The sequence below is a fragment of the Streptomyces chengmaiensis genome (assembly GCF_029846775.1).
Taxonomy (GTDB): Bacteria; Actinomycetota; Actinomycetes; order Streptomycetales; family Streptomycetaceae; genus Streptomyces; species Streptomyces chengmaiensis.
The window spans coordinates 1-19225 of record NZ_JARWBG010000031.1 but is presented as its reverse complement, the minus strand read 5'-3'; the positions used below and the strand labels follow the sequence as shown (position 1 = coordinate 19225).

The following is a 19225-nucleotide window of genomic DNA, read 5'->3' as shown; positions in this document are numbered from 1 at the left end:
GGGTGTGAGGGTCACGTTACGTCGGGCGGCCGCGCGGCACGTAGGGGGCTTCTGCGATCAGTTCTCCCGGCGCGGGATGTGCTTCTCCCAGGTCCGGTGGAAGACGATCTCCTTGCCGTCGCGGCAGACCAGCTCGTTGGAGAGGAGGAAGTCCGCTTCGTCGCAGCCCAGTTCGGAGCGGGATTCCAGGCGCACGTCCCACGGCAGGTCGGGGCGGTGCAGCCGGATCGTCCAGTCGGACCGCGCGTGGGCCGAGAGCGGGTCGTCCTCCTGGATGGTGTAGGCGTCCAGGGTGTCCTCGGTGTATTCGAGCCCGTCGGGGTGGATCCGGGTGCCGCCGTAGCGGGGGACGAGCTCCAGCCGCCATTCCCCCTTGGCGACATCCCGGATCACCAGGCGCTCCGGCCGCTGCTCGTCGAGCGTGGCGGGCGAGCTGACGCCCAGCGGCTCGGACTGCTCCGGCTCCTCGAAGGCGATGGCGTCCTCGGTGGGGGTGCGTACGGGCAGCTCCAGATGGGACCCGGAAGGTTCCAGGGTGAAGCCGGGGTCCTCGTGCGCGCCGGGGCTCTGCGGCCAGATCCAGGGCCAGTACGCGGAGGAGACGGCCAGCCGGATGCGATGGCCGGGCGGAAAGGTGTGGCCGATGGCGCTCAGCTCGAAGGTGACGCTCTCACTCGCGCCGGGCGGCCAGGCGTCGGCCCGGTCGTGGCCATGGCGTGCGGCGAGATTGAGGACGCCCCGTGTGACCAGGGTGGACGCGCCGTCGGGCGCGACGTCGCAGAGCCGGGCCGCCACCTGCCCGTAGGGGACGTCCAACCGCAGCCGCAGGGTCACGCGCGGGCAGCCGAGGATCTCGACCGGGCCGTCCGCCTCGGCCACCGGGAACTCGAAGCAGGCGCAGCGCGCGTCCTCGGCCCGCTGGTCGGGCGGCAGATCCGCGTCATTGCCGAGCGGGAGGTGCCGTCCGGCGTCCAGGCCGGTGTGCTCCGGCGAGCGTACGGGCACGGGCGCGCCCGTCAGCCCGTATGTCACGGGAGCGAGGTGCGGGGACGGCCAGGAGGGCTCGCCGACCCAGCGGCCCGGCAGCTCGGGGTAGACCGTCGCGGGCGGGTGGGAGCGGCTGATCCAGCAGCGCAGCAGCGGCTCGGACAGCACGTCGTTGTCCGCGCCCTTGAGGTGGCGGTCCCACCAGCGGAGCGTCTCCTGGAGGAAGCCGATCGACGGTCCCGGCGGTCTGCCCCGGTCGGGGTACTGGTGGCACCAGGGGCCGATGATGCCGCGCACCCGGTCGGGCGGCAGCAGTTCCGCCAGCCTCAGCACCGCGTCCCGGCAGGGGTCGTGCCAGCCGCCGACGGCGAGCACCGCGGCTTCGATCTTGGCGCAGTCCTCGCGGACGCTGCTCTCGGTCCAGTAGGCGTCACGGGTCTGGTGGGCCAGCCAGGTGTGGATGAGCGGTTCCAGCGTGTCGAGGCGTCGCAGCCACAGTTCGCGCCAGCCGTCCCCGGCGTACACGGGGTCCGGCGGCCGGGCGGCGAGGGCGAGCAGCGCGGCGGAGCGGGCGTGCATGCCCTCGGCGAGCAGGGAGCCGCCCAGATAGTGCACATCGTTGTCGTACCGGTCGTCTCCGGTGCACACGGCCACCACCGCCGCAAGCGGCTCGGGGGTGAGCGCGGCGATCCGCAGGGCGGTATAGCCGCCCCAGGAGATCCCGAACATCCCGACCCGTCCGCTGCACCAGGGCTGCCCGGCCAGCCAGTCGATCACCTCGATGCCGTCGGACGTCTCGGCAGGCGTGTACTCGTCGCCGGGCGTCCCCTCGCTGTTGCCGTGGCCGCGTACGTCGACGCGAACGGAGGCGTAGCCGTGGCCCGCGTACCAGGGGTGGCGCTGCCAGTCGCGCGGCGCCGTCCAGTCGGTGAGCCGGTAGGGGACGTACTCGAGCAGGGCGGGGACGGGCTCGTCGGTCAGCGGCCGCCACACCCGCGCGTACAGTCTCACCCCGTCCCGCAGCGGGATGCGGACATCCTCGTGGAGGGTCTCGTAGGGGAAGTCGGTGCGGATGCGGCGCATGGTATGACCTGCCTTCGCCCTGCCATGACCTGCGGATGGGGCTGTCGAACAAGCTCCGGACAAAAATTCGAAAGAGCTCGAAAGAGATGAATAGGTGGTGTATCTCCTGTTCCCGAACATACCGGCGGCGGCGGGCGGCCGCCCATGGTGATCGAAACGCGACCGGATACGCTGACTTGAGTGAATCCAGTGACACATCGACAATCCGTGTGATCATCGGCAGACAGGAGACCCCCTCGTGACCGTCGTCGGGCCGTTCGGGCTGAGCGTGCGGGACCAGGCTCTTGAAGCCGATGTCCAGACCGGATTGGCGGCTGTCGAGGCGGGGCTGCTCGATGCCTGCAAGAGCGACGTGCCCTTCATCACGGAGGCCGCCCAGCATCTGGTGCGCGCCGGGGGCAAGCGGTTCCGCCCGCTGCTGGTGATGCTCGCCGCCCAGTTCGGCGACCCCTACGCGCCCGGCGTGGTGCCCTCGGCGGTCGTGGTCGAGCTGACCCACCTCGCCACGCTCTACCACGACGACGTGATGGACGAGGCCGAGGTCCGCCGCGGAGTGCCCAGCGCCAATGCCCGCTGGGGCAACTCGGTGGCCGTCCTCACGGGTGACTTTCTCTTCGCGCGCGCCTCACACATACTGGCGGATCTCGGCCCGGAGGCCGTGCGCATCCAGGCCGAGGCCTTCGAGCGGCTGGTGACGGGCCAGATCCTGGAGACCGCCGGACCGCGCGACGGCCGCGACCCGGTCGGGCACTACCTGGACGTCATCGGCGGCAAGACCGGTTCGCTGATCGCCGTCTCCGGCCGCTTCGGCGCGATGATGTCGGGCGCGGACGAGAGCGTCGTGGATGTGCTGACCCAGTACGGGGAGCGGCTCGGCGCGGCCTTCCAGCTCGCCGACGACGTGCTGGACATCGCCAGCGACTCGCATGAGTCGGGCAAGACGCCCGGCACCGATCTGCGCGAGGGGATCGCCACCCTGCCGGTGCTCCATCTGCGCGCCCAGGCCGCGGCGCACGGACGGGAAGAGGACCTGGCGCTGGTCGAGATGCTCGAAGGGGATCTCACGGACGACGCCCGGCACGCGGAGGCGCTCCGGCTGCTGCGCGCGCACCCGGCGCTGGAGCAGGCTCGGCGGGACACCGTGCGGTACGCGGAGGAGGCGCGGGCGATGCTCGCCCCGCTGCCCGACGGGTATGCCAAGGCGGCGCTCGCGGAGCTCTGCGACGCGGTGGTGCACCGCGCCGGCTGACGCCCCGAAGCCGCTGATGTGAGCGGAAGGCACAAGGTGCGACCCGCGTCCTTCGGGCGCGGGTCTTCTGCTGTGCGCGCCATGACCCCTACTGGATGGGGGAGATGTCGGGGTCCGCTGTCATACCGCAGCAGTACGTCAACTTGCTTCCGCGGTCTGACGCTTTCGCAGAACCGATTTGGTCAGATGAATACACCACTGCTGGACCACTCAGACCGAATCGGGTGAGGGCACACCATGGCACCGAACGACAGCGCACAGACCACCGAAGAGGCCGAGGACCTCACTGCGGGACGCCGCAAGGCCGCCCGCTATCTCGTCCCGGTCGCGGTGGCCGGGGCCGCCGCGGCGACCATCGGGCTCGTCCCGGCGCTCGCGGCGGCCGGTGACCCGGACCTGCCGAAGATCAGCGCTCAGGAGCTGATCGAGAAGATGGCCGCGTCGGACGCCGAGCAGTTCTCCGGGACCGTGAAGATCCGCACGGATCTGGGGCTCCCGGCGCTGGCCGGGCTCTCGGACCTCGGCGGCCTGGCCGGCACGGCGGGCGGGAACGGCTCGGGCCCCGGCTCCGCCGCCTCGCCCGACGCGAAGCTGATGGAGCTCGCCACGGGCACGCACACACTGCGGGTCGCCGCAGACGGCCCCGACCGGCAGCGGCTGACGATCGTCGAGGGTGCGGGCGAGTACAGCCTGATCCACGACGGCGAGGAGTTCTGGGCATACGACAGCGCCGCCGAGGAGGCCGTGCACGGCACGGAGAAGAAGTCCGGGGCGGGCGCGGACGAGCCGGCGGAGCCCCTCCCGGACGACCTCCCCGCCACACCCAAGGAACTGGCCGACCAGGTGCTCAAGGCGGCGGACGAGACCACCTCGGTGACCGTCGGCGGCACAGCGCACGTCGCCGGGCGCGACGCCTACCAGTTGGTGATCAAGCCCAAGCAGCAGGGCTCGACGATCGGCTCGGTCAAGATAGCGGTGGACGCGCAGAACGGCGTGCCGCTGAAGTTCACGCTGATCCCGAGCAGCGGCGGCAAGGCCGCGATCGACGCCGGATTCACCAAGGTCGACTTCTCCAGGCCGGACGGCTCCGTCTTTGACTTCACCCCGCCGAAGGGGACGAAGGTGACCGAGGCCGACGAGCTTGAGCGGCAGCACGCGGGGATCGCCGAGCCGGGCAAGGGCGGCAAGCACGCGGAGGAACTGGAGGAACTGGAAGGCCTGGAGGACTTCGAGGGCCTGAACGTCATCGGCGAGGGCTGGACGTCCATCGCCAGGGTCGAGGTCCCGGGCGGTGCGCCGCTGTCCGAGATGAAGGACAGCGAGGACCTGCCGGCCGAGGCCCGCGGGCTGCTGGACTCCTTCGGCGACAAGGTCGAGGGCAAGTTCGGCTCGGGCACCTTCTTCTCCACCCGGCTGGTCAACGCCCTGATGACGGACGACGGGACGGTCTATGTCGGCGCGGTCACCAAGGACGCGCTGGTGAAGGCGGCTGACGAAGCGAAGTGACCGTCTGCGGCGGCTGACGGACGACTGCATGCGCGCGCCGCAGGGCACGCGCATGCAGTCTCCTGTGGGGGGTGGCGGTCTGCGGCCCCCGCCGGGGCTCACCCCGGACCGGGACGGCCCCGGACGGGCTCAGAAGGTCAGCCGGAAGCTGTCGACATAGCCGGTGTCCCAACGGGCCACGTCCTGGACGCGAAGCTGCCAGGTGCCGTTCGCGGTCTCGTCGGAGGCGTTCACCGTGTACGTCTCGATCACGTTGTCCGCCGAGTCGCCGCCGCTCGCGTTCTTCAGCCGGTAGGCGCTCCCGTCCGGAGCCACGAGATCGATGACCAGATCCCCGCGCCAGGTGTGCTTGATGTCCACGCCCACCCGGAGCGCGGAGGGCGCGTTGCCGGCGCGGCCGGTGACGGTGACGGAGGAGGTGACGGCGGCTCCGTAGTCGGGGATGGAGACGTCGGCGGTGTTCTCGTAGACGTCGCCGTCGGGCGGGGTGGTCGGCTCGGCGCCGAGCGTCCACACGGCGTGCGCGATGGCGTCGCTGTTGCGGTCCAGCGCGGTGTCGTCGATGTTCGAGGTGGTGTCGCAGGAGCGGTGGTAGCAGCGGTCGAAGGCCTGGCCCGCCGTGCCGCCCCACTTCGCCGCCTGGGCACTGGACTTGTAGCGGCCGGCTCCGGTGAACAGCCCGCCGACCGGGATGCCGGCGTTCTTGAAGTTGGCGTGGTCGGAGCGGCCGTCGCCCTCGGTCTCGATCTCGGTGGGGACGCCGATCCCGGCGAAGTAGTCCTTGAGCGTGGCTTCGAGCACGGGGTCGTCGTCGTAGACGAAGTACCCGGGGTTCGGGGACCCGATCATGTCGAAGTTGAGATAGCCGGAGATCTTCGAACGCTCCGCGGACGGCATGGTGTTGACATAGTGCCGGGAGCCGACCAGCCCCAGCTCCTCCGCGCCCCACCAGGCGAACCGCAGATGCTTCGTCGGCTCCAGCTGGGCCCGGGAGACGGCGAGCGCGGTCTCCAGCACGCCTGCGGAGCCGGAGCCGTTGTCGTTGATGCCGGGGCCCGAGGAGACCGAGTCGAGGTGCGCGCCCGCCATCAGGACGTCGTCGGGGTCGCCGCCCGGCCAGTCGGCGACCAGGTTGTAGCCGGTCGCGCCGTTGGAGCTGAACTGCTGCACGGTCGTGGTGTATCCGGCGGCGTCCAGTTTCGCTTTCGCGTAGTCGAGGGACGCCCGGTAACCGGGGCGGCCGTGCGCACGGTTGCCGCCGTTGGCGGAGGCGATCGACTGGAACTGCGTCAGATGCGCCTTGACATTCGCCACGGGTATGTCGGGGGCGGCAAGCGGACCGACGGCGGCCGCGGACGGCGCGGCCGCCGTCGCGGGCGCGGCGGCGCCCAGCAGTCCGGCGAGGGCCAGAACCGCAACGGCGGCGGTGCGTCTGGGGACGGAGAGACTCATGTGGGGGCTCCGATATTCCGTACGGGGACAGGACGGAACGTGCGTGACGCCCGAGGACGGCGGTGTCCCAGGGCGCTGGAGCAAAAGACGCGCAGAGCGCGCGCAGACAATGGCCGACTCATGGCCCGGCTATTGGTGCGCAGCGTGTGCTGAATGGTCAGGGAGGGACTGACTCACCGTCAAGGGCGGAAACCGGTCAGCAATGTTCATATAGCGGACGGGTTCGCGGCAGGTTCATTCCACGCAGAATTCATTGCCTTCCGGATCGGCCATCGTCGCCCAGGCCCCCATCGGCTCGTCGATCCGGTACAGCACCCGCGCCCCCAGTCCCTCCAGTCGTGCGACCTCGGCCTCTCGCCGCTCCTGGCCGACATGCAGATCGAGGTGGAGCCGGTTCTTGGTCTCCGGCCTGGGCTCCGGGACGCGTTGGAAGAGGAGCCTGCGGCCCAGGCCGACGCCGGTCACCTCGTCATACGGATCGTCCGGATGGCGGACGGCGGCGTAATCCCGCCAGGCCGGACGGCCGTGCGATGCGACTGTCGCCCCTTCGGGCAGGCGGCCCGAGCCGCGCAGCTGCTCGATGAGCACGCTGTGGTCCTCCCGCGCATAGTCGAGGGCCGCGGCCCAGAAGTCGGCCTGGGCGTGCGGGTCGGCGGTGTCGATCACGAGTTTCCAGTGCACTGCGGTCATGTAACCGGTTATACTGGTTTCATGAGTGAGGTGGCAAGAGGGCTGACCCTGAACACTCCGGAAGGCCGTCCCTATCGCTTCGACCCGGGGGCGCTCTGCCTTGAGCTGCTGCCCACGGGCGGCCCCGGGGCCTATGCGCGGTACGAGTCGCTGCACGAACCCGCCGACCTGGTGCGCTGGGCGGAGGAGAGCAGGCTGCCCGACGGGCTGGCCCCGGTCGTGTCGCCGGAGGAGGTCACGGCGGCGCGCGACCTGCGCAATGCGCTGTGGCGGCTGGTCGAGGGGCGGGTGCAGGGCAGTCCGCCGGCCTCCCTCGATCTGGGGAGGGTCAACGCCGCGGCCGCCGTCCCCCCGCCCGTCCCGCTGATCACGACCGGGGGCGTACGCGGCTGGGCGCCGGGGGCCGGCGGCGCACAGCTTCTGTCCGCCGTGGCGCGTGATGCGATCGAGTTGCTGACCGGGCCGTATGCGCACCGCATCCGCCAGTGCGGCGCGCACGACTGCTATCTGCTCTTCGTCGACACCTCACGGCCGGGCCGCCGTCGCTGGTGCGCGATGGAGAACTGCGGCAACCGCAGCAAGGTCCGGGCACACCGTGCCCGGCAGGCCGAAGACCCCGAACGCAGGGAAGCCGGGCAGAGCGCGGAAGACGTGGACGGCACGGCAGGCACAGACGGCATCGAGGGCACGGAAGGAGCAGCGTCATGACGCGAGGGACGCCGGCACGAGGGACGCCGACACGCAGCGCCGCACCCGTCGGGCTCACCCGGGACGCCGGCTGGGAGATCGGGGTCTCCAGGACCCTGTCCCTGCCGCCGTCCGAGGTGTGGGACTTCATCGCGAGCCCCGCGGGCGTCGCCCTCTGGCTCGGCGAGCTGCGCGGCGGTGCGCTGCCGTGTGAGAAAGGGGAGTCGTACGAGACCCGGGACGGGTACCGCGGCGAGGTGCGCGGCTTCCGCCCCGGCGACCGCATCCGGCTGACCTGCGGCCCGACCACGGTGCAGGTCGCCGTTTCCGCGGCCCCGGGCGGGCGGAGCGTGCTCCGATTCCACCAGGAGCACCTGGCGGACGCCGCCGAGCGGGAACGGCGGCGTGCGCACTACAAGCGCGTCATGGCCGAGGTGGTTCAGGCGCTGGGCGTCGACGCCGGGGCGTAAGGCCCTTCCTCCTTCGCCCCCTTCGCCCCCTTCGGCTCGACGCGGGCATGCTCGGTGTCCGCCTGCTCGGTGTGCGCCGCCGCCAGTCGCTCGGCCTCCGCGCGGTTACGACGGGCCGTGCGCAGGGCGTCCCAGGTCAGCACCGTGAGCGCCAGCCAGACGAGGGCGAAGCCCGCCCACCGCTCCGGCGGCATCGCCTCGTGGAAGTACCAGACGCCCAGCAGGAACTGGAAGACCGGAGCCAGATACTGGAGCAGCCCCAGGGTGGAGAGCGGCACCCGGATCGCCGCTGCGCCGAAGCAGATCAGCGGCAGCGCCGTCACCAGGCCGGTCGCGGCGAGCAGCGAGGCGTGCACCGCGCCGTGTGCGCCGAACGACAGCGAGCCGTCCGCTCCGAGCCAGAGCAGAAAGCCGAGCGCCGGAAGGAACTGGACGGCCGTCTCGGCGGCCAGCGATTCAAGCCCGCCGATGTTCACCCGCTTCTTGATCAGTCCGTAGAAGGCGAAGGAGAACGCGAGGATCAGGGAGATCCACGGCGGCCGGCCGTATCCGACCGCCAGCACCAGCACCGCCGCGAAGCCGACGGCGACGGCCGCCCACTGCGCCGGACGCAGCCGCTCCTTCAGCAGCAGCACGCCCATGGCGATGGTGACCAACGGGTTGATGAAGTAGCCGAGCGACGCCTCGACGACCTGGCCGGAGTTGACCGCCCAGATGTACACCCCCCAGTTGACCGTGATCACGGTTGCGGCGAGGGTGAGGAGCCCCAGCTTGCGCGGGGCGCGTATCAGCTCGCGCGCCCAGCCCCAGCGTCGCAGCGCCAGCAGCGCCAGGGCCACGAACACAAGCGACCAGACCATGCGGTGGGCGAGGATCTCCAGCGCCCCGGACGGCTTCAGCAGCGGCCAGAAGAGCGGGACCAGGCCCCACATCCCATAGGCCCCGATCCCGTACAGCAGACCCGCCCGCTGCTCACTCTGCGATGTCACTGGACCTCCCGCCCTGCGTGCGCCAACCCTGGATGAAGGTACGCGTCGCACGGGCAGAAGTCATGCCCGTATCGGCATACGGTCATGACGTTCGTGCGGCGGTCGCCGTCCGGGTGCCGGACCTGCCGCGGAAGACGCCAAGCCGGACCTGCAGCGGAAGACGCCAAGGGGTGCGGGACCGGGTCCCGCACCCCTTGTTCGGCGTGCTCTCCTTGTTGGGCGTGGCCTCCGCACGGGCGTCAGCCGACGACCGTCCAGGTGTCGCCTCCGGCGAGCAGTGCGGCCAGATCGCCCTTGCCGTTCTGCTCGATGGCCGAGTCGAGCTGATCGGCCATCAGCGTGTCGTACACCGGCCGCTGCACGCTGCGCAGCACGCCGATGGGCGTGTGGTGCAGCGTGTCGGGGTCGGCGAGGCGGGAGAGCGCGAAGGCCGTGGTGGGGCTGGCGGCGTGCGCGTCATGGACGAGGATGCGCGACTCGTTCTCCGGGGTGACGGCGACGATGGCCAGATCGCCGGTCTCCGGGTCCCGGACGACGCCCTTCTCGCCGTCCGTGCCGAAGCGGATCGGCTGCCCGTGCTCCAGGCGGATGACCGCCTCCTGGGCCTGCTGCTTGTCCTTGAGGACCTCGAACGCGCCGTCGTTGAAGATATTGCAGTTCTGGTAGATCTCCACCAGCGCGGTGCCCGGGTGGTCGGCCGCCTGGCGCAGCACCTCGGTGAGGTGCTTGCGGTCGGAGTCGACGGTGCGGGCGACGAAGGAGGCTTCGGCTCCGAGCGCCAGCGAGACGGGGTTGAAGGGGGCGTCCAGCGACCCCATCGGCGTCGACTTGGTGACCTTGCCCAGCTCGGAGGTGGGGCTGTACTGCCCCTTCGTCAGCCCGTAGATCCGGTTGTTGAACAGCAGGATCTTGAGGTTGACGTTCCGCCGCAGCGCGTGGATCAGATGGTTGCCGCCGATGGAGAGCGCGTCGCCGTCACCGGTGACGACCCAGACGGACAGATCGCGGCGCGAGGCCGCGAGTCCGGTCGCGATCGAGGGGGCGCGGCCGTGGATGGAGTGCATCCCGTAGGTGTTCATGTAGTACGGGAAGCGGGACGAGCAGCCGATTCCGGAGACGAAGACGATGTTCTCCTTCGCCAGGCCGAGTTCGGGCATGAAGCCCTGTACGGCGGCGAGGATCGCATAGTCGCCGCAGCCGGGGCACCAGCGGACCTCCTGGTCCGACTTGAAGTCCTTCATGGACTGCCTGGCCTCGGCCTTGGGCACCAGGGACAGCAGAGAAGACGCTGTCTCAGTCATTGATGGCCTCCTTGAGCGCCGAAGCGAGCTGCTCGGCCTTGAACGGCATGCCGTTGACCTGGTTGTAGCTGTGGGCGTCGACCAGATACCTCGCCCGGATGAGGGTGGCGAGCTGGCCGAGGTTCATCTCGGGGACGACCACCTTGCGGTAGCGCCCGAGCACCTCCCCGAGATTCCTCGGGAACGGGTTGACATGGCGCAGATGGGCCTGCGCGATCGGCAGGCCCTCCTTGCGGAGCCTGCGCACCGCCGCGGTGATCGGGCCGTATGTGGACCCCCAGCCGAGCACCAGCGTCTGCGCCCCGTCCGGGTCGTCGACGGCGAGGTCGGGCACCTCGACGCCGTCGACCTTGGCCTGGCGGGTGCGCACCATGAAGTCGTGGTTGGCGGGGTCGTACGAGATGTTGCCGGTGCCGTCCTGCTTCTCGATCCCGCCGATGCGGTGCTCCAGGCCGGGAGTGCCGGGCACCGCCCAGGGGCGCGCCAGCGTCTTCGGGTCGCGCTTGTACGGCCAGAAGACCTCGCTGCCGTCCTCGGTGGTGTGGTTGGGGGCGGTGGCGAACTGAACCCGCAGGTCGGGCAGCTCGTCGAGGTCGGGGATGCGCCAGGGCTCGGAGCCGTTGGCGAGGTAGCCGTCGGAGAGCAGGAACACCGGAGTCCGGTAGGCCAGGGCGATCCGGGCGGCCTCGAGCGCCGCGTCGAAGCAGTCGGCCGGGGTGCGGGGCGCGACCACCGGGACCGGGGCCTCGCCGTTGCGCCCGTACATCGCCTGCAGCAGGTCCGCCTGCTCCGTCTTGGTCGGCAGGCCGGTCGAGGGGCCGCCGCGCTGGATGTCCACGATCAGCAGCGGCAGCTCCAGCGAGACCGCGAGCCCGATCGTCTCGGACTTCAGCGCCACTCCCGGCCCGGAGGTGGTCGTCACCGCCAGCGAACCGCCGAAGGCCGCGCCGAGTGCGGCGCCGATGCCGGCGATCTCGTCCTCGGCCTGGAAGGTGCGCACGCCGAAGTTCTTGTGCTTGCTCAGCTCGTGCAGGATGTCGGAGGCCGGGGTGATCGGGTACGAGCCGAGGAAGAGCGGCAGGTCCGCCTGGCGGGACGCGGTGATCAGCCCGTAGGACAGGGCCAGGTTCCCGGAGATGTTGCGGTATGTGCCCGTGGGGAAGGCCGAACCCGCCGGGGCGACCTCATAGGAGACGGCGAAGTCCTCGGTCGTCTCGCCGAAGTTCCAGCCGGCGCGGAACGCGGCGATGTTCGCCTCCGCGATCTGCGGCTTCTTGGCGAACTTCGACCGCAGGAAGGACTCCGTGCCCTCCGTCGGCCGGTGGTACATCCACGACAGCAGCCCGAGCGCGAACATGTTCTTGCTCCGCTCGGCCTCCTTGCGGGAGAGCCCGAACTCCTTCAGCGCCTCGATGGTCAGCGTCGTCAGCGGCACCGGATGCACTTGGTAGCCGTCCAGCGAGCCGTCCTCGAGGGGGGAGGTCTCATAGCCGACCTTCGCCATCGCCCGCTTGGCGAACTCGTCCGTGTTGACGATCACCTCGCCGCCGCGCGGCACATCGCCGATGTTCGCCTTGAGCGCGGCCGGGTTCATCGCCACGAGCACGTTCGGCGCGTCGCCGGGGGTGAGGATGTCGTGGTCGGCGAAGTGGAGCTGGAACGACGACACGCCGGGCAGCGTGCCGGCGGGGGCGCGGATCTCGGCCGGGAAGTTCGGCAGCGTGGAGAGATCGTTTCCGAAGGAAGCGGTCTCCGAGGTGAACCTGTCCCCGGTGAGCTGCATGCCGTCGCCGGAGTCGCCGGCGAACCGGATGATCACCCGGTCCAGTCGGCGGACCTCCTTCTCGCCACCCTCACCGGGCGAAGGCTGCCCGGCCATGACCGTCTCGCCATCCGGACGGGACCGCGCCTTTTGGGCGTCGTCGGCCCTCTTCTCCGGGTCGTCGGTCTGCTCCACTGGGCTACTGACCTGGCTGGTCACTGAACTGGACCTCCCTCGAGGCGGCTGCTCGGGCCCGGCCGGCCCATCGGCCGTGCCGGGGCCAACCCTACGTCGGCAAGGGTGGCCTTCCTTGGACCGCCCATATGATGGACGTCCTTTTGAGACGTCGTGTCGCCCTGGTTTGTCACGGTTGACCCGCCTCCCCCGGGTTGCTGCGGCCCTGCTGGAAAGACGCTCCCTGCTCATTCTTCGGTTGTAGGACTGCCAATTGGCTTGTGACTGACTCAACACCTGACAGGATGTCAGCCGGTTAGGAGTTCAAGTAGGTCAGCACGGCCAGTACACGCCGGTGATCCCCGTCACTCGGGGAGAGCCCGAGCTTGAGGAAGATATTGCTGACGTGCTTCTCCACCGCGCCGTCGCTGACGACGAGCTGCCTGGCGACCGCGGAGTTCGTCCGGCCCTCGGCCATCAGACCGAGGACCTCGCGCTCGCGGGGTGTGAGACCGGCCAGCACGTCCTGTTTGCGGCTGCGGCCGAGCAGCTGGGCCACCACCTCGGGGTCGAGGGCCGTGCCGCCGCCCGCGACCCGTACGACGGCGTCCACGAACTCGCGGACCTCGGCGACCCGGTCCTTGAGGAGATAGCCGACGCCGCGGCTGTTGCCGGCGATCAGCTCGGTGGCGTACTCCTCCTCGACGTACTGGGACAGCACCAGCACCCCGATGCCGGGGTGCTCCCGGCGTAGCCGCACCGCGGCGCGGACTCCCTCGTCGGTGTGCGTGGGCGGCATCCGCACGTCGGCCACGACGACGTCCGGCAGCGCGTCCCGGGCGGCGAGGTCGCCCACGATCTTGATCAGCGCGTCCGCGTCGCCGACGCCGGCGACGACGTCATGCCCGCGGTCGGTCAGCAGCCGGGTGAGCCCCTCCCGGAGCAGCACGGAATCCTCGGCGATGACCACGCTCACCCTGTCCCGGTCCTCCACGACGCGCTGCCCCCTGTGTACTCGCTGTGTGCTTGTTCCCCGGCGTGTCTGCTTCTCCGCCGTGTCTGCCGTGTCTGCCTGACAAGCATCCCAGGTCGGGGGCGGGAGCGGGCGTCTTTGCGGGGCGGGGCGGCGGTAGGGGACGTTCCGCTCGCCGGTGCGCTGCGGGCGGGCCGTCCCATGGCCGGGCGGGCGGGCCGGGGTGCAGACCGGCGGGCGGTCCGTCGGCCGACGGACGTGCCGGGACTGCAGACGACGGGTCGGCGGTCGGCGTAAGCACAAGCCGGCCGGCCGGCAGGTGGGCGGACCGGGCCGGCTGGCAGAGGGGCAGGTGGGCGGACTGGGCCGGCCGGCAGTAGGGGCAGGCAGACGGGCAGGTGGGTCGGCGTGCGGACCGGTCGGCGGTCCGTCGGCCGACGGACGTGCCGGGGGTGCAGACGACGGGTCGGCGGTCGGCGTAAGCACAAGCCGGCCAGCCGGCAGGTGGGCGGACCGGGCCGGCAGGCAGAGGGGCAGGTGGGCGGACCGGGTCGGCTGGCAGACGGGCAGGTGGGCCGGCGTGCGGACCGGTCGGCTGATGTGGGGGCGGACTGGTCGGCCCTCCGGCCCGGCCGGGTGCCGCGGTCAGCCGCGCGGGCGACCGGCAGCCCGGCCGCGCCACGGGAGCTCGGCGGTGACGGCGGTCGGGCCGCCCGGGGGAGAGTCCACGACCAGGACCCCGTCGACCGCGTCCAGCCGCTCCGCGAGTCCCGCCAGCCCGCTGCTCTCCCCGCCCCGCCCCACCGCGGCCCCGCCCTGGCCGTCGTCCTGGATCTGGAGCATCAGGCGGTCGCCGGCGCGCCAGACGTCGACGGAGGCGCGGGAGGCCTGCGCGTGCTTGCTGACGTTCTGCAGCAGCTCGGAGACGGTGAAGTAGGCGATGCCTTCGATCGCGGGTACGGGCCTGGCCGGCAGATCTACTTCCACGGTCACCGGCACGGTGCAGCGGGAGGCGACCGCGGACAGGGCGGCGTCCAGGCCGCGGTCGGTCAGGACGGCGGGGTGGATGCCGCGGGCGAGGTCGCGCAGTTCCTGGAGTGCCAGCTTCACCTCGCCGTGGGCCTCGTCCACCATCGCCGCTGCGGCGTCCGGGTCGTCGAGGAGCTTCTCCTTGGCCAGGCCGAGGTCCATGGCGAGGGCCACGAGGCGGGCCTGTGCGCCGTCGTGGAGGTCGCGTTCGATGCGCCGCAGGTCGGCCGCGGCGGTGTCGACGACGACTCCCCGGTCCGACTCCAGCTCNCCATCGCCGCTGCGGCGTCCGGGTCGTCGAGGAGCTTCTCCTTGGCCAGGCCGAGGTCCATGGCGAGGGCCACGAGGCGGGCCTGTGCGCCGTCGTGGAGGTCGCGTTCGATGCGCCGCAGGTCGGCCGCGGCGGTGTCGACGACGACTCCCCGGTCCGACTCCAGCTCGACGACCCGGCTGTCCAGACGCGAGGGGCCGAGCAGCCCGGTCACCAGGAGCCGGTCCACCGTCGTGAGCCCCCGGATGATCCAGGGGGTGACCAGGACGAGCAGCAGCCCGACGGCGGAGACGGCGCCGATCTCGAACGGAGTGTCGGCGTAGAGCTGCCGCCCGCTCGAATCGCCGTAGAGCGCGATGCCGGGCTGGTCCAGATAGCGCGGGAACACCCACTGCCACAGCGGGTATGCCAGCGCCGCCCAGCCGTAGAGCCAGAACGTCACGGAGACGCAGAACGCGAACACCGCCCAGGGGAAGTGCAGCAGGGCGTAGAGCAGATGCCGCCAGGACGCTCCGCTCTTGAGGACAGCGCCCACCCATGCCATGAGGCTGTTCCGGGCCGGCCGCAGCGGTGCCGGATCTGCGACCTCGGCCCGCAGCAGCGCCCGCGCCCGGGCCCGCTCCACCGCCCCGAGCGCCCGGCATCCGGCGAGCCCCGCGGCGAGGATCGGGACCCCGAGAAACGTGATCAGCAGTCCGGCGCCCAGGGACACCGCCGTCACCGCGAACACGAAGAACACGACACTCACCGGCAGGCCCACCAGCAGATACCCGAACTCCCGCCACGTCCGCCCCTCCAGCGGTGCGCGGACGGCGGGCGGCAGCGCGTGAGCGCGGGGCGCGTCGGGGGCGGTGGAATACGGGGTCGTCGGCTCGGCTCTCCTCATGTCCACCAGCCTGCGGGGCTCAGGCCATGGACACCATGAGGGGGCTCTCCGTCTTGGGCGGGGGTTTTCCCCACCCCACCCCCCTTCCCGTGACCGGGGGGCCTCGCCCCCAGACCCCCGGTGCGGCCTTCGGCCGTGTCCTCAATCTCCCCGGACTTCGTCCGAAAGACGCCCCTGGGCAGCCCCGGACGGGGCTGGAATTTCCGGCCCCGCCTGGGGCACCCCCACGGGGGTGCCCCAGGCGGGGCCTCTACGGGTGCCCCCGGACGGAGTCCCGAGGAGGCAGCTGAGGGAGATCGAGGAGCGTAGCCCGGGCAGCGCGTCGCCCGAATCAAGCCCCGCCTGGGTCACCTCCGTGGGGCCCCGGGGGGGTGCCCCACGCGCCTCCGGGGGTACCTCTCGGGGCACTCCCCGGACGAAGGCCGGGGAGTTCGAGGCCCGGTTTCCAGGGGCGGAGCCCCTGGAGACCGGGGTCCGGGGCGGAGCCCCAGGGGCTCGGCGTCACCCACCCGCCCCGCGTGAGCGCCACGGCAGCTCCGCCGTCACCACCGTCGGCCCGCCCTCCGGCGAGTCCAGGACGAACAGCCCGTCGACCGCGTCCAGCCGCTCCGCGAGCCCCGCCATCCCCGTGCCGCCGTCGATCCGCGCCCCGCCCCGGCCGTCGTCCTGGATCTGGAGCATCAGGCGGTCGCCGGCGCGCCAGACGTCGACGGAGGCGCGGGAGGCCTNCAGCCCGTCGACCGCGTCCAGCCGCTCCGCGAGCCCCGCCATCCCCGTGCCGCCGTCGATCCGCGCCCCGCCCCGGCCGTCGTCCTGGATCTGGAGCATCAGGCGGTCGCCGGCGCGCCAGACGTCGACGGAGGCGCGGGAGGCCTGCGCGTGCTTGCTGACGTTCTGCAGCAGCTCGGAGACGGTGAAGTAGGCGATGCCTTCGATCGCCTCCGCCGGCCGCTGCTCCAGATCGACCGTCACCCGCACCGCGGCCGTACACCGCGACGCCACCGCGGACAGGGCGGCGTCCAGGCCGCGGTCGGTCAGGACGGCGGGGTGGATGCCGCGGGCGAGGTCGCGGAGTTCCTGGAGTGCCAGCTTCACCTCGCCGTGGGCCTCGTCCACCATCGCCGCTGCGGCGTCCGGGTCGTCGAGGAGCTTCTCCTTGGCCAGGCCGAGGTCCATGGCGAGGGCCACGAGGCGGGCCTGTGCGCCGTCGTGGAGGTCGCGTTCGNCGCGATCCGCCGTTCCAGCTCGTCGGAGGGGCCGAGCAGCCCGCGCACCATCGCCCGGTCGAGGTTGGCCATCCCGCGCACCAGGAACGGCAGCACCGGCCACAGCACGAACAGCCCCGTCAGCGTGACGCCGAACGTCAGCACCCCCCACGGCAGCCGGACGAGGCAGTAGAGGACGCTCCGCCAGCCCACCGGATCCTTCAGCCGCAGCCACATCCAGGGGAGGAGTCCGCCCTTGCGCGGCAGCGCGCCGAGACCGCTCGGCTCGTCGACCCGCACCTCCAGCAGCGCCCGCGCCCGGGCGCGCTCCGCTCTGCCGGCCAGCCGCGCCCCGGCGAGGCCGAGCGCCAGCCACGGCAGTCCGACCACCGTCACCGACAGCCCGACGCCGGTGAAAATCATGAACGCCACGTAGACGAATCCGATGAGCGCCATCGGCAGATTCGCCAGCTGATGCGCGATTTCCCGCCAGGTGCGGCCGTCGTAGGCGAGGCGGGCGGGCGGCAGCCGGTCGTGGTCGGGAACGGAGGTGTTCACGGTCATACCCGACAGCATCCACGGCCGTATCCGGGGCGCACCATGGGGTACATGGGGTGGGGGCGGGTGGGGATAACCCCACCGATGCGTGAGACGCCTGCTTACGGTCTCTTTAGCAGGGCCTAGACTCCCGTGCGTACAGATCGTCGAACAGAGTGCCAACGAGGACAGGAAGCGAGGGGCTGACGTGCCGGAACCGACCGTGTCGACCGTGCTCGCGGCGGAGTACTTCCAGAGCTACTCGGTCGTCGGGCTGCTCGTGCTCATCGGCGTGCTGTTCGTCGCCGTGGCCTTCGGCGCGGGGCGGCTGCTGCGGCCCGTCGTGCCCACGCAGGAGAAGCTGCTGACGTACGAGTGCGGCGTCGACCCGGTGGGGGAGGGCTGGGCCCACACCCAGGTCCGCTACTACGTCTACTCGTTTCTGTATGTGATCTTCGCTGTCGACTCGATCTTCCTCTTCCCCTGGTCGACCGTCTTCGCCGCTGCCGGATACGGTGCGACGACGCTGGTTGAGATGTTCATCTTCCTCGGCTTCCTGGCCGTGGGACTGCTCTACGCGTACAAGAAGGGGGTCCTGACATGGACGTGACCCCTACCCCCGTCGACCTGCCCGACCCCGGGCGCGCCCCCGCCGCAGGCAGGGGACGGCTCGGCGCGCTCGCCCGGCTGGCCCCGGAACCGATGAAGGTGGTCCTCAACTGGGGCCGCCGCTACAGCCTGTGGGTGTTCAACTTCGGCCTCGCCTGCTGCGCCATCGAGTTCATCGCGGCGTCGATGGCCCGCCATGACTTCATCCGCCTCGGCGTGATCCCCTTCGCGCCCGGGCCGCGCCAGGCCGACCTGATGGTCGTCTCCGGCACGGTGACGGACAAGATGGCCCCGGCCGTGAAGCGGCTGTACGAGCAGATGCCCGAGCCGAAGTACGTCATCTCCTTCGGCGCCTGCTCGAACTGCGGCGGCCCCTACTGGGACTCGTACTCCGTCACCAAGGGCGTCGACCAGATCATCCCGGTCGACGTGTATGTGCCCGGCTGCCCGCCCCGCCCCGAGGCGCTCCTCCAGGGCATCCTCAAGCTCCAGGAGAAGATCGCCCGTGAGTCGCTCGGCGAGCGGTACGGCCATGGCGCCGACGGGCGGGCCTCGGTGGGCGAGCTGCGCAGCGGCCTTGTAGCGCCGCCCGCGCCGGCGCAGTCCGCCGACGCCGACCCCGAAGCCGCGACCTCGGAGGAGGAGACGCGGTGAATGGCTACGACCGGCTCCCCGACGCCGCCGCCGAGATCTTCGGCGAGGAGGCTGCGGCCGAGCACGCCTACGACCTGCTGACCGTCGATGTCCCCGCCGGCTCCTGGATCTCCGCCCTCCGGACCGCCCGTGACGAGCTGGGCTGCACCTACTTCGACTGGCTGAGCGCCGTCGACGAGCCGGGCGTCGGCTTCCGGATCTGCGCCCATGTCGCCGCCGTCGAGGGCGGGGCGGTACGCCGCCTCCTGGTGCGGACGACCGTGCCCCACGAGTCGCCCGAGCTGCCGACGGCGGTCGGCGTCTACGCGGGCGCGGAATGGCACGAGCGGGAGACGCACGAGATGTTCGGCGTCGAGTTCACCGGCCATCCGCATCTGGTGCCGCTGCTGCTCCCCGAAGGCTTTGAGGGACATCCGCTGCGCAAGGACTTCGTGCTGGCGGCGCGTGTGGCGAAGGCATGGCCTGGGGCCAAGGAGCCGGGGGAGCCGGCGGCGGGCGCAGCGCACGGGGGGCCGAAGCGCCGTCAGATGCTGCCGCCTGGCGTGCCCGACCCGAACGAGTGGGGCCCCCTCAAGGGACAGCTTCCCCCGGCCCCGGCGCGCCCTGCACGTGCCGCGCGTGCCGCGGGCGAACGGCCGCCGCGCCGCACCCGCACCGCGGGCGAGGGCTCGGCCGGCCAGACCCCCGACGCTCCGGCAGCGCCGGCGCGCC

16 protein-coding genes and 2 pseudogenes are annotated in these 19225 nt (G+C 71.5%); 7 read left to right on the top strand and 11 right to left on the bottom strand.

Translation table 11 applies throughout. The features are described from left to right. Positions 1-57: 57 nt before the first annotated feature. Entirely contained in the window at positions 58-2070 is a 2013-nt protein-coding gene (locus QCN29_RS23635) for a CocE/NonD family hydrolase (protein ID WP_279930637.1), read from the bottom strand. Between the two features lie 238 nt (positions 2071-2308). On the opposite strand from QCN29_RS23635, the gene QCN29_RS23630 reads away from it, so the two are divergent. Together QCN29_RS23630 and QCN29_RS23625 are read left to right on the top strand one after the other, a co-directional pair. Further along, entirely contained in the window at positions 2309-3319 is a 1011-nt protein-coding gene (locus QCN29_RS23630) for a polyprenyl synthetase family protein (protein WP_279930635.1), read from the top strand. A gap of 237 nt (positions 3320-3556) precedes the next feature. Continuing rightward, a complete protein-coding gene (locus tag QCN29_RS23625) occupies positions 3557-4825 on the top strand; it encodes a LolA family protein (protein WP_279930634.1) in 1269 nt (422 codons plus the stop codon). A 129-nt stretch (positions 4826-4954) separates the two neighbouring features. On the opposite strand, the gene QCN29_RS23620 is transcribed toward QCN29_RS23625, so the two are convergent. Next, the gene (locus QCN29_RS23620) at positions 4955-6277 is read right to left on the bottom strand and encodes a M28 family metallopeptidase (protein ID WP_279930633.1); all 1323 of its coding nucleotides are present in this window, start codon (positions 6275-6277) and stop codon (positions 4955-4957) included. Between the two features lie 234 nt (positions 6278-6511). Then, positions 6512-6967, bottom strand: a complete 456-nt coding sequence (locus tag QCN29_RS23615) for a VOC family protein (RefSeq protein ID WP_279930632.1) — start codon at positions 6965-6967, stop codon at positions 6512-6514. A gap of 21 nt (positions 6968-6988) precedes the next feature. On the opposite strand from QCN29_RS23615, the gene QCN29_RS23610 reads away from it, so the two are divergent. After that, positions 6989-7675: a CGNR zinc finger domain-containing protein gene (locus QCN29_RS23610; protein WP_279930631.1), complete on the top strand. Its 687-nt coding sequence runs from the start codon at positions 6989-6991 to the stop codon at positions 7673-7675. Further along, a complete protein-coding gene (locus QCN29_RS23605; protein ID WP_279930630.1) occupies positions 7672-8124 on the top strand; it encodes an SRPBCC family protein in 453 nt (150 codons plus the stop codon). The genes QCN29_RS23610 and QCN29_RS23605 overlap by 4 nt, the downstream gene beginning before the upstream one ends. Here the strand turns inward: QCN29_RS23605 and rarD are convergent. From rarD to QCN29_RS37170, 8 genes and pseudogenes are all read right to left on the bottom strand, one after another. Continuing rightward, the gene (gene rarD, locus QCN29_RS23600; RefSeq protein WP_398859819.1) at positions 8094-9056 is read right to left on the bottom strand and encodes an EamA family transporter RarD; all 963 of its coding nucleotides are present in this window, start codon (positions 9054-9056) and stop codon (positions 8094-8096) included. The two genes, QCN29_RS23605 and rarD, sit on opposite strands and share 31 nt — an antisense overlap. Positions 9057-9352: 296 nt before the next feature. Then, complete coding sequence (locus QCN29_RS23595) at positions 9353-10414, bottom strand: 2-oxoacid:ferredoxin oxidoreductase subunit beta (RefSeq protein ID WP_279930627.1); 1062 nt, start codon at positions 10412-10414, stop codon at positions 9353-9355. Further along, positions 10407-12395 (bottom strand): 2-oxoacid:acceptor oxidoreductase subunit alpha, encoded by a 1989-nt coding sequence (locus QCN29_RS23590; protein ID WP_279930626.1) that lies wholly within the window; start codon positions 12393-12395, stop codon positions 10407-10409. The genes QCN29_RS23595 and QCN29_RS23590 overlap by 8 nt, the downstream gene beginning before the upstream one ends. 271 nt (positions 12396-12666) lie before the next feature. Beyond that, positions 12667-13326, bottom strand: coding sequence for a response regulator transcription factor (locus QCN29_RS23585; RefSeq protein WP_240135500.1), 660 nt, complete (start codon positions 13324-13326; stop codon positions 12667-12669). A gap of 642 nt (positions 13327-13968) precedes the next feature. Then, a pseudogene (locus tag QCN29_RS23580) lies at positions 13969-14622 on the bottom strand (sensor histidine kinase); the annotation flags it as partial. Positions 14623-14630: 8 nt separating this feature from the next. Continuing rightward, a pseudogene (locus tag QCN29_RS23575) lies at positions 14631-15509 on the bottom strand (sensor domain-containing protein); the annotation flags it as partial. A gap of 501 nt (positions 15510-16010) precedes the next feature. Next, on the bottom strand, positions 16011-16685 hold the full coding sequence (locus QCN29_RS37175) for a hypothetical protein (protein WP_398859817.1): 675 nt from the start codon (positions 16683-16685) through the stop codon (positions 16011-16013). Continuing rightward, positions 16601-17137, bottom strand: coding sequence for a sensor domain-containing protein (locus QCN29_RS37170; RefSeq protein ID WP_450169920.1), 537 nt, complete (start codon positions 17135-17137; stop codon positions 16601-16603). Before QCN29_RS37170 ends, QCN29_RS37175 begins: the two co-directional genes overlap by 85 nt. A 322-nt stretch (positions 17138-17459) precedes the next feature. Here QCN29_RS37170 and QCN29_RS23565 point away from each other — a divergent pair, with 322 nt between their 5' ends. From QCN29_RS23565 to QCN29_RS23555, 3 genes are all read left to right on the top strand, one after another. Beyond that, positions 17460-17861 carry an NADH-quinone oxidoreductase subunit A gene (locus QCN29_RS23565; RefSeq protein WP_240135401.1) on the top strand — a complete coding sequence of 134 codons (402 nt, stop codon included), beginning with the start codon at positions 17460-17462 and terminating at the stop codon, positions 17859-17861. Then, the gene (locus QCN29_RS23560; protein WP_279930623.1) at positions 17852-18514 is read left to right on the top strand and encodes an NADH-quinone oxidoreductase subunit B; all 663 of its coding nucleotides are present in this window, start codon (positions 17852-17854) and stop codon (positions 18512-18514) included. The genes QCN29_RS23565 and QCN29_RS23560 overlap by 10 nt, the downstream gene beginning before the upstream one ends. Beyond that, a partial coding sequence (locus QCN29_RS23555; RefSeq protein WP_279930622.1) for an NADH-quinone oxidoreductase subunit C occupies positions 18511-19225 on the top strand: 715 nt, incomplete at its 3' end. The genes QCN29_RS23560 and QCN29_RS23555, both read left to right, overlap by 4 nt.